This is a genomic window from Aeromonas sobria (assembly GCF_006243315.1).
GTDB classification, from domain to species: domain Bacteria; phylum Pseudomonadota; class Gammaproteobacteria; order Enterobacterales; family Aeromonadaceae; genus Aeromonas; species Aeromonas sobria_A.
The window spans coordinates 1-9,978 of the sequence record NZ_NKWE01000006.1 but is presented as its reverse complement, the minus strand read 5'-3'; the positions used below and the strand labels follow the sequence as shown (position 1 = coordinate 9,978).

Below are 9,978 nucleotides of genomic sequence, written 5' to 3'. Positions count from 1 at the left end.
GGCCTGCGGCACGTACAGCTTGGTTTCGCCGAGGTCGCGGATGCGCGGCGCGAAGCGGAAGCCTAGCAGGTGCATCAGGGCAAAGACGTGATCGGTGAAGCCGGCCGTGTCGGTGTAGTGCTCCTCGATCCGCAGGTCGGACTCGTGGTACAGCAGGCCGTCGAGCACATAGGTGGAATCGCGGACGCCGACATTCACCACGCGGGTGCTGAACGGCGCGTACTGGTCGGAGATATGGGTATAGAACAGCCGTCCCGGCTCGCTACCGTACTTCGGGTTGACGTGCCCGGTGCTCTCGCCCCGGCCACCCGCGCGGAAGCGCTGGCCATCGGAGGATGAGGTCGTGCCGTCGCCCCAGTGGGCGGCAAAGGCGTGGCGATACTGGTGGTTGACCAGCTCGGCCAAGGCCGCCGAATAGGTTTCGTCGCGGATGTGCCAGGCTTGCAGCCAGGACAGCTTGGCGTAGGTCAGGCCGGGGCTCGACTCGGCCATCTTGGTCAGCCCGAGGTTGATCGCATCACCGAGGATTGCGGACAGCAGCAACGTCCTGTCTTTGGCCTCGGCCCCGTCCTTCAAGTGGGTGAAGTGGCGGCTGAAGCCCGTCCAGTCGTCCACGTCCATCAGCAGTTCGGTGATCTTGATGCGCGGCAGTAACTGGCTGGTTTGGTCGATCAGCGCCTGCGCCCGATCCGGCACCGCCGCATCCAGCGGGGTGATTTTCAGCCCTGACTCGGTGAGGATGGCATCGGGCAGCTCGTTGTCCTTGGCCAGGCGGGTGACGGTGGCCAACTGCTCGTCCAGCAGCTGCAAACGCTCTTCCAGGTACTGGTCGCTGTTCGGGTTGATCGCCAGGGGCAGGGCCTGCTCGCGCTTGAGTGCGGCGAACTTCTCGGCCGGCAGCAGGTAGTCGTCGAAGTCGCGGAACTGCCGCGAGCCCTTGACCCAGATGTCGCCGGAGCGCAGGGCGTTCTTCAGCTCGGACAGGGCGCAGATTTCGTAGAATTTCCGGTCGAGGCCTTCCGGGGTGATCACCAGCGGCTTCCAGCGCGGCTTGATGAAGGCCGTGGGTGCATCGGCCGGCACCTTGCGCAGGTTGTCGGCGTTCATCTCACGCAGGGTCTGCACGGCTGCCAGCACGCCTTGCGCGGCCGGCCCGTGCTGTTCCCCAACTTTTCGCTCGGCGAAGAGTATGAACATGCGCCGCCGGCGACGAATCGCCAAATCTCACCGTATCTCCCGAGCGGACGATTTCGCACCGGTCTGCCCGTCGAAGGGCTTGCGATCGAACGGGGCGACCTTTTCTATGCATGTCCGCGAGCCAGCGTCTTTTATGGCACGGCGCTCGACGCCGACCTTCGGACGCGCGGCGTAAGCACGCTTGTCATGGCCGGGATAAGCACCACCGGCGTTGTTCTTTCAAGCGTCGCCTGGGCTAGTGATGCGGACTACGACGTGCGTTTGGTCCAGGACTGCTGCTACGACCCGGATCGGGATGCCCACGAAGCTCTGTTGCGTTCCGGGTTCGGCGGACGTGTACAGGTCGTGTAATTTTCGGGCCTCGCATGATCGCGGCCATAGCCGCAGGTGGATTGGTGCGAGGCAGGGCCAGTCCAAGTCAGGGTGCGGTCATCGCGGCGCCTGCAACTCTCAAAAACCCATCGCCGTAGCGGAGGTCTTGTAATCGCATGTCATTACGCACGCCCGATTTATTGTTCACAGCGATAGCACCTGCCATTTGGGGCAGCACCTACATTGTCACCACCCAATACCTGCCGAACTTCTCACCGATGACGGTCGCGATGCTGCGGGCGTTGCCGGCGGGTTTATTGCTCGTGATGATCGTCCGACAGATTCCAACGGGAATCTGGTGGATGCGCATCTTCATCCTCGGCGCACTTAATATTTCGCTATTCTGGAGCTTGTTGTTTATTTCGGTCTACCGCCTGCCGGGCGGGGTCGCGGCGACGGTAGGCGCTGTGCAGCCGCTGATGGTCGTGTTCATCTCTGCCGCTCTGCTAGGTAGCCCGATACGATTGATGGCGGTCCTGGGGGCTATTTGCGGAACTGCGGGCGTGGCGCTGTTGGTGTTGACACCAAACGCAGCGCTAGATCCTGTCGGCGTCGCAGCGGGCCTGGCGGGGGCGGTTTCCATGGCGTTCGGAACCGTGCTGACCCGCAAGTGGCAACCTCCCGTGCCTCTGCTCACCTTTACCGCCTGGCAACTGGCGGCCGGAGGACTTCTGCTCGTTCCAGTAGCTTTAGTGTTTGATCCGCCAATCCCGATGCCTACAGGAACCAATGTTCTCGGCCTGGCGTGGCTCGGCCTGATCGGAGCGGGTTTAACCTACTTCCTTTGGTTCCGGGGGATCTCGCGACTCGAACCTACAGTTGTTTCCTTACTGGGCTTTCTCAGCCCGGGGACCGCCGTGTTGCTAGGATGGTTGTTCTTGGATCAGACGCTGAGTGCGCTTCAAATCATCGGCGTCCTGCTCGTGATCGGGAGTATCTGGCTGGGCCAACGTTCCAACCGCACTCCTAGGGCGCGTATAGCTTGCCGGAAGTCGCCTTGACCCGCATGGCATAGGCCTATCGTTTCCACGATCAGCGATCGGCTCGTTGCCCTGCGCCGCTCCAAAGCCCGCGACGCAGCGCCGGCAGGCAGAGCAAGTAGAGGGCAGCGCCTGCAATCCATGCCCACCCGTTCCACGTTGTTATAGAAGCCGCATAGATCGCCGTGAAGAGGAGGGGTCCGACGATCGAGGTCAGGCTGGTGAGCGCCGCCAGTGAGCCTTGCAGCTGCCCCTGACGTTCCTCATCCACCTGCCTGGACAACATTGCTTGCAGCGCCGGCATTCCGATGCCACCCGAAGCAAGCAGGACCATGATCGGGAACGCCATCCATCCCCGTGTCGCGAAGGCAAGCAGGATGTAGCCTGTGCCGTCGGCAATCATTCCGAGCATGAGTGCCCGCCTTTCGCCGAGCCGGGCGGCTACAGGGCCGGTGATCATTGCCTGGGCGAGTGAATGCAGAATGCCAAATGCGGCAAGCGAAATGCCGATCGTGGTCGCGTCCCAGTGAAAGCGATCCTCGCCGAAAATGACCCAAAGCGCGGCCGGCACCTGTCCGACAAGTTGCATGATGAAGAAGACCGCCATCAGGGCGGCGACGACGGTCATGCCCCGGGCCCACCGGAACGAAGCGAGCGGGTTGAGAGCCTCCCGGCGTAACGGCCGGCGTTCGCCTTTGTGCGACTCCGGCAAAAGGAAACAGCCCGTCAGGAAATTGAGGCCGTTCAAGGCTGCCGCGGCGAAGAACGGAGCGTGGGGGGAGAAACCGCCCATCAGCCCACCGAGCACAGGTCCCGCGACCATCCCGAACCCGAAACAGGCGCTCATGAAGCCGAAGTGCCGCGCGCGCTCATCGCCATCAGTGATATCGGCAATATAAGCGCCGGCTACCGCCCCAGTCGCCCCGGTGATGCCGGCCACGATCCGCCCGATATAGAGAACCCAAAGGAAAGGCGCCGTCGCCATGATGGCGTAGTCGACAGCAGCGCCGGCCAGCGAGACGAGCAAGACCGGCCGCCGCCCGAAACGATCCGACAGCGCGCCCAGCACAGGTGCGCAGGCAAATTGCATCAACGCATACAGCGCCAGCAGAATGCCATAGTGGGCGGTGACGTCGTTCGAGTGAACCAGATCGCGCAGGAGGCCCGGCAGCACCGGCATAATCAGGCCGATGCCGACAGCGTCGAGCGCGACAGTGCTCAGAATTACGATCAGGGGTCTGTTGGGTTTCACGTCTGGCCTCCGGACCAGCCTCCGCTGGTCCGATTGAACGCGCGGATTCTTTATCACTGATAAGTTGGTGGACATATTATGTTTATCAGTGATAAAGTGTCAAGCATGACAAAGTTGCAGCCGAATACAGTGATCCGTGCCGCCCTGGACCTGTTGAACGAGGTCGGCGTAGACGGTCTGACGACACGCAAACTGGCGGAACGGTTGGGGGTTCAGCAGCCGGCGCTTTACTGGCACTTCAGGAACAAGCGGGCGCTGCTCGACGCACTGGCCGAAGCCATGCTGGCGGAGAATCATACGCATTCGGTGCCGAGAGCCGACGACGACTGGCGCTCATTTCTGATCGGGAATGCCCGCAGCTTCAGGCAGGCGCTGCTCGCCTACCGCGATGGCGCGCGCATCCATGCCGGCACGCGACCGGGCGCACCGCAGATGGAAACGGCCGACGCGCAGCTTCGCTTCCTCTGCGAGGCGGGTTTTTCGGCCGGGGACGCCGTCAATGCGCTGATGACAATCAGCTACTTCACTGTTGGGGCCGTGCTTGAGGAGCAGGCCGGCGACAGCGATGCCGGCGAGCGCGGCGGCACCGTTGAACAGGCTCCGCTCTCGCCGCTGTTGCGGGCCGCGATAGACGCCTTCGACGAAGCCGGTCCGGACGCAGCGTTCGAGCAGGGACTCGCGGTGATTGTCGATGGATTGGCGAAAAGGAGGCTCGTTGTCAGGAACGTTGAAGGACCGAGAAAGGGTGACGATTGATCAGGACCGCTGCCGGAGCGCAACCCACTCACTACAGCAGAGCCATGTAGACAACATCCCCTCCCCCTTTCCACCGCGTCAGACGCCCGTAGCAGCCCGCTACGGGCTTTTTCATGCCCTGCCCTAGCGTCCAAGCCTCACGGCCGCGCTCGGCCTCTCTGGCGGCCTTCTGGCGCTCCTGCTGCGGCGTCCGCTCGTGGGCCGTGGCGCGGGTCCGCGCGCCGGCCTCGTGCGCCTGGCGCTCGCGGGCGAGGTCCAGGGCGGCCGTCTTCACGTTCTGCCTTGCGCAGATGAGATAGGGGAGCCCGCAGAATTCGGAAAACCTTAGCGTACGATTTTTTCCGAATTCTGCGGGCTCCCCCAGACGTAAGCTAGCTTGTTATCCTGCACCACACCCACACCGTTGTCGTACATCACTCCGAGGAGAAGTTGTGCCTTGGCATTGCCCTGTTCGGCGGCCTTACGGGTCCAAGCCACCGCCTGCTTGTAGTCCTGCGCCACCCCCTTGCCCTGCACGTACATTGACCCCAGCATGCTCTGCGCCTTGGCATCGCCCTGTTCGGCCGCCTTGCGGAACCAGGTCACCGCCTGCTTGTCGTCCTGTGCCACCCCCTTGCCCTGCACGTACATTATCCCCAGCAAGCCCTGCGCCTTGGCATCGCCCTGTTCGGCCGCCTTGCGGAACCAGGCCACCGCCTGCTTGTCGTCCTGTGCCACCCCCCGGCCATCCTCATATGCCATCCCCATAAGGTACTGCGCCGTGGCATCGCCCTGTTCGGCCGCCTTGCGGAACCAGGTCACCGCCTGCTTGTCGTCCTGTGCCACCCCCTTGCCCTGCACGTACATTATCCCCAGCAAGCCCTGCGCCTTGGCATCGCCCTGTTCGGCCGCCTTGCGGAACCAGGTCACCGCCTGCTTGTCGTCCTGTGCCACCCCCTTGCCCTGCACGTACATTGACCCCAGCAAAAACTGCGCCTTTGCATCGCTCTGTTCGGCCGCTTTCTGCACTTCGGAAATGGGGGCATTTTTCCAGTCATTTGCCTGCAGGGTGGGGCCCCAACAAGCCCCGACGACCAGCAGTGCCAAAATCCCTTTTTTCATCTCTTTCCTACTGATCTATGGATTCTGCCTCGCATCGTATCGCAGGTGGCACCAGCGGGTTGTCTCGGGGATCCCAAAACAGCGCAGGAGCTCCCCCAAAGCCGCCGCGCCTAATCGCTTTTATGTTCAATTGAAGTTTTCGCATGCGAAAACTTGCCGCCCAACCAGATGCCTCCCAGAACACCCCAAAAGGCGCAGTGTTGCGGTTCAACACTGCGCCTTTTTGCGCTGAAAGTTTATGACGATTCCAGGGCGGTTTTAGAGGCCGAAACAGGCCGAACCGGTGTGGAGCAGATCCGGTGGTCTACCCCCGTAAAATGGACAGTCAGCCATCTCAACTCGGTACGATCCCAAACGCCTGCCGGCAGTTTTTTGCCCCGCAGGGCCGCGTTTATGTGTTTGAGGACGAAGGACTCAAACGCATAAACATAGTCGGTCGCTATGTTTATATGCCCCCTCCCACACCAGCCTATTTAGGTGGTACTCTGATGACGGTATTTTTGATGGGGGTCTCTATGTCCGGTTATCAGTTCGCACACCTTGATTCGTATGCAAGGAAAGCCAGCTCTAAGGTTGCTGGGGGTAAGTCGGCACAAGACATAGCAGACGAGGCAGAGCGGAAAAAGGGGGCCTATAAGCACCTTGATATCGAGCAGGTGAAAGACCCGATCATCCAGTTTGGCATGACACCTTCCGAAGTCGTTAAAGTGGCAACTGAGTGGGCTGAACAGGCCAAAGATCCGAAGGGGAAGAAGCTGCGCATCGATGGGCAGTGCATGGCTGCCGGGGTGTTCAGTGTCCCCGAGGACTTCCCAGAAGACCGCTGGGAAAAGTATCGGGAGGCGATGATCGAGCACCTAAAGGGAAAGCACGGGAAACGCCTTCGGTCTGTGGTAGAGCATGTTGATGAGCCCTATCGCCACTGTCACTTTTACCTGGTGCCGCTTCCTGGTGAGAGTTACGGAGTGGTGCATCCTGGCTGGGCCGCAGAGAAAGCGTCTTATGCGCGGGGGGAGCGCAAGGGTCTACAGACCAAAGCCTACAGCGAGGCCATGAGCGCATGGCAGGACGAGATCCATACCATATCAGCCCGCTTCGGCCTGCTGCGAACAGGGCCGAGGCGAGCGCGGCTCCCGAACAAGGACTACAAGGCCGCGAAACGGGCAGCATCGCTCATTGCTGAACAGGTCAGTACACCGCCGCTCTCAAAACCTAAGCTGCCCCCTGTGGAAGAGATCATTGATGCGCTCGAACCTCTCCATTCAACGGGGATTCTGGGGAGGGGGGAACCACTCTACACACGGGCGCAGCTTCTCAAGGCATCAAAGAAAAGTGCCCTGTACGGGCATAAACATGCTGCTCAGCAGCAGCTGGACTACCTGACCCAAACGACCGAGCGAGCCGCAGAGATTGACGCCGCAGAGGCACGTATCAAGGAGCTGCACGACAAGGCTGAGGCGCAGGCCGCCGAGATCAGGGCGGGAGAGGACAAGATGAGGGCCCTGAGAGACGAAGAGCGGAAACAAACAGAGCTGCTGGGTCGGCTAGAGCTGGCTGTTAAAAAGACGCAGGGCTATGTAGATGAGGCCATCTCAAGAGTTCAGGAACGGGCGCTGAAGGCCCTTGGGGGCGTGCTAGACGCGTTTGTCGCAATAGTTGAAGCACCACAAGACCAAGAGTTGAAAGATGCAGCTAAGAGCGGCCTAGAGAGCATTGGGATATCGGGAGCATGGGCAAAGCTGGCAGATCGGGTCGTGAACGTGCTGATGCCATCGGCAAGGGCGGCACAGGCCGCTGATGGAATAGATTGGCCGAAAGAGGTCAAAGAGACGGGCCGGAAGCTACGGGACAGAACAGTAGACTCTTCTTCTGATATGGGCATGTAGCCGCCTAGCGGCGGCTGCTGAGGTCTACCTCGATGCGGCGAAAGCCGATCTGGTTCGCGGTGTTCGCGGCCGCATCGATGGTCGTGAAGACTCGCCAGCCGCCGCGCTGCCGCTCGATCACCTCTGTTTCCCCTCCCTTCCCGAAGCGTACCAGGTGAAGATGGTAGCCTGCGCCCATCGGGGTAGGGGCGATCAGGGCTTTGGAGAAGCCCCCAAGGTCGAACACAGTCTTGGCGTCTCGTTCCTGCACAATCAAATCCTTAATCTGAACAGTCAAAATCGAAATTTGATTGTACGCGAGCAGCCCATGCCGTCAAGACAAAGAGCGCTCCATGGATAACTGCTGCCGCCCACAGGGGACAAGCCCCTGATGGACGGACGGGCGCAGTTACCCACCTCGCCAAGCCTCTCTCTATGGGTAAATCTAGGGCTCAAAGAAGGCGGCCAAAGGCCGCGAGAAAGGATGTCGGCAAAGCCTCCTCAGTCAGCAGGCTCTCCTATCTTTCGCTGCGCTTCAAGATAGGAGAGCCCTCCTGCTTGGCTATGTCAAAAATGACGTAGTTACGCTGGATAAGCTCGCCTTGCTCTGGACTATCGAGGCCGTTTGCGACGACTCCCTCTCACGCGCTCCAGAGACACATCCCGTCCTGCTGCATCTGCTTCAGTCCCCACCTATGGGCCGGACTGCCGCGCCGTGTTTAAAGAGCTGGCCGTGGTTGGTTCCCCGTTACGCTCTACTGGCAAATGCCTCTGGATTGCGAGTCCAGAGAGGCTGTGATGCGCGATCGCACGCTGGGCAGTATGTGAGAATTCCCCGTTCTGCCCGACCAACCACACCCACTCACGGCAACAAACTCATGCTTCCAATCCGTGCGGGTACGACAAAGCGCCAAAGGTGGTGGCCTTTGGTAACGGGCGTAGAGAGAGGGAATGCTTGATTGATGGGCGCCAAGGAGGCTAAACTTATTAGGCTTTTAGGTGACTGCTTCCCTCTACGGAGCCGTTACCAGGTGAAGTCGGTTCCCCAACTGACTACACCTTCGAACAAACCACCTTGCCGGGTGGTTTTTTCGTTTCTGGCGAACAGGTTACGCTGGATCCTCGAGGATCGTCAATAAACAGTTACAAACTTAACCATGCCACCACTTGGTTATTTAGCCTCATCACCTGGAGAGGTTAAAAGAGCCAGCAATCCAGATATTGCAAGCACTGGGCTCGTCCGAACAGCCAAAAAGTGGTGCGCATAACGCCTTTTATGTTCAAGAGCTCCTGATCTGTCTCGGGGCACCCATGAAGCCCGTGGCATCCACCTCGAACCGGCAGACCCCGATCTGCTGCAGGTAGAGAACCAGGGTATCGAGCTTGCGAAAAACTCTGAGCTGCTTGCTGCGCTGGGCGGCCAGGGCACGTTCGGCTAGACCGTAGCGCACCAGCAGCGTCCAGCCGCCAGGTTGGCCAACTGCGATCACGACACGAACAGCACCGGCCGCCACCAGTTGTACCAGGGTGGGATGGGTAATGGTTTCCATGGGGGAGATTCCGAGACAAGGGATAGTGCGGCGCAGGATGGGAGATAACGCCTCGCAAAACAAGTCATCTTGCAGGATGACCAGCAGCAAAAAGGGCGTCCGATTTAACGTAACGCCCCCTTATACGCACTAGCCGATGGGGTTACTGCTTGGGTTGGTACAGTTCAACATACTGGCCAGCCAGTGCCTGCGCCTCTGCCAATACCGCAGGCGATAAACGCTTGGCGAAAAGGTCACGTTTTGTAGCCGCCTCGACATCCCCATTGGCGGCAGACACCGAACTCCAGACGGGGAGCCCGCAGAATTCGGAAAAAATCGTACGCTAAGGTTTTCCGGGCATCCGTAAGGGCCGAAACTTCCCGTCTTCCAGTCTGCGGCTCTGCCGCCAGACGTAATCGCCGGTTAGGTTGATGTGCTCCCAGCCCAGCGGCGACAGGAATTGCAGCAGCTCGCCGTCCACCGGCTTGCCGGCCTCGACCAACCCCTGGGTGGCGCGTTCCAGGTACACCGTGTTCCACAGCACGATAGCCGCCGTCACCAGGTTGAGGCCGCTGGCCCGGTAGCGCTGCTGCTCGAAGCTCCGATCCCTGATTTCCCCAAGGCGGTTGAAGAACACCGCCCTGGCCAGCGAGTTGCGCGCCTCACCTTTGTTCAGGCCGGCATGCACGCGGCGGCGCAGTTCAACACTTTGCAGCCAGTCCAGGATGAACAGCGTGCGCTCGATCCGGCCCAGCTCGCGCAGGGCCACGGCCAGTCCGTTCTGGCGCGGGTAGCTGCCGAGCTTGCGCAGCATCAGCGAGGCGGTGACGGTGCCCTGCTTGATCGAGCTGGCCAGGCGCAGGATGTCGTCCCAGTGGGCACGCACGTGCTTGATGTTCAGGGTGCCGCCGATCAGCGGGCGCAAC

9 protein-coding genes and 1 pseudogene are annotated in these 9,978 nt (G+C 60.7%); 4 read left to right on the top strand and 6 right to left on the bottom strand.

Annotated elements, in window-relative coordinates; genetic code table 11:
* Nucleotides 1–1,152 (bottom strand): annotated as a pseudogene (locus tag CF137_RS01950) (Tn3 family transposase); the annotation flags it as partial.
* A 3-nt stretch (nt 1,153–1,155) separates the two neighbouring features.
* Here CF137_RS01950 and CF137_RS01945 point away from each other — a divergent pair.
* Together CF137_RS01945 and CF137_RS01940 are read left to right on the top strand one after the other, a co-directional pair.
* Nucleotides 1,156–1,548, top strand: coding sequence for a cysteine hydrolase family protein (locus tag CF137_RS01945; protein ID WP_001351729.1), 393 nt, complete (start codon nt 1,156–1,158; stop codon nt 1,546–1,548).
* Between the two features lie 137 nt (nt 1,549–1,685).
* A complete protein-coding gene (locus tag CF137_RS01940; RefSeq protein ID WP_000058717.1) occupies nt 1,686–2,570 on the top strand; it encodes a DMT family transporter in 885 nt (294 codons plus the stop codon).
* 31 nt (nt 2,571–2,601) lie between these two features.
* Here the strand turns inward: CF137_RS01940 and tet(A) are convergent, their stop codons facing one another.
* Entirely contained in the window at nt 2,602–3,801 is a 1,200-nt protein-coding gene (gene tet(A), locus CF137_RS01935; protein WP_000804064.1) for a tetracycline efflux MFS transporter Tet(A), read from the bottom strand.
* Between the two features lie 105 nt (nt 3,802–3,906).
* Between tet(A) and tetR(A) the strand changes: the two genes are divergently transcribed.
* Nucleotides 3,907–4,557: a tetracycline resistance transcriptional repressor TetR(A) gene (tetR(A), locus tag CF137_RS01930; RefSeq protein ID WP_000164043.1), complete on the top strand. Its 651-nt coding sequence runs from the start codon at nt 3,907–3,909 to the stop codon at nt 4,555–4,557.
* 324 nt (nt 4,558–4,881) lie between these two features.
* Here tetR(A) and CF137_RS01920 read toward each other — a convergent pair whose 3' ends face one another.
* On the bottom strand, nt 4,882–5,658 hold the full coding sequence (locus CF137_RS01920; protein ID WP_139717547.1) for an SEL1-like repeat protein: 777 nt from the start codon (nt 5,656–5,658) through the stop codon (nt 4,882–4,884).
* A gap of 488 nt (nt 5,659–6,146) precedes the next feature.
* On the opposite strand from CF137_RS01920, the gene CF137_RS01915 reads away from it, so the two are divergent.
* The gene (locus CF137_RS01915; RefSeq protein ID WP_139717545.1) at nt 6,147–7,544 is read left to right on the top strand and encodes a mobilization protein; all 1,398 of its coding nucleotides are present in this window, start codon (nt 6,147–6,149) and stop codon (nt 7,542–7,544) included.
* Between the two features lie 4 nt (nt 7,545–7,548).
* Here the strand turns inward: CF137_RS01915 and CF137_RS01910 are convergent, their stop codons facing one another.
* The 3 genes from CF137_RS01910 to CF137_RS01900 form a co-directional block, all read right to left on the bottom strand.
* The gene (locus CF137_RS01910; RefSeq protein WP_113740795.1) at nt 7,549–7,794 is read right to left on the bottom strand and encodes a plasmid replication protein RepB; all 246 of its coding nucleotides are present in this window, start codon (nt 7,792–7,794) and stop codon (nt 7,549–7,551) included.
* Between the two features lie 1,009 nt (nt 7,795–8,803).
* Complete coding sequence (locus CF137_RS01905) at nt 8,804–9,073, bottom strand: hypothetical protein (RefSeq protein ID WP_039062313.1); 270 nt, start codon at nt 9,071–9,073, stop codon at nt 8,804–8,806.
* Between the two features lie 322 nt (nt 9,074–9,395).
* Nucleotides 9,396–9,978: Tn3 family transposase (locus CF137_RS01900; RefSeq protein WP_139501802.1), on the bottom strand; the 583-nt coding region annotated here is incomplete at its 5' end.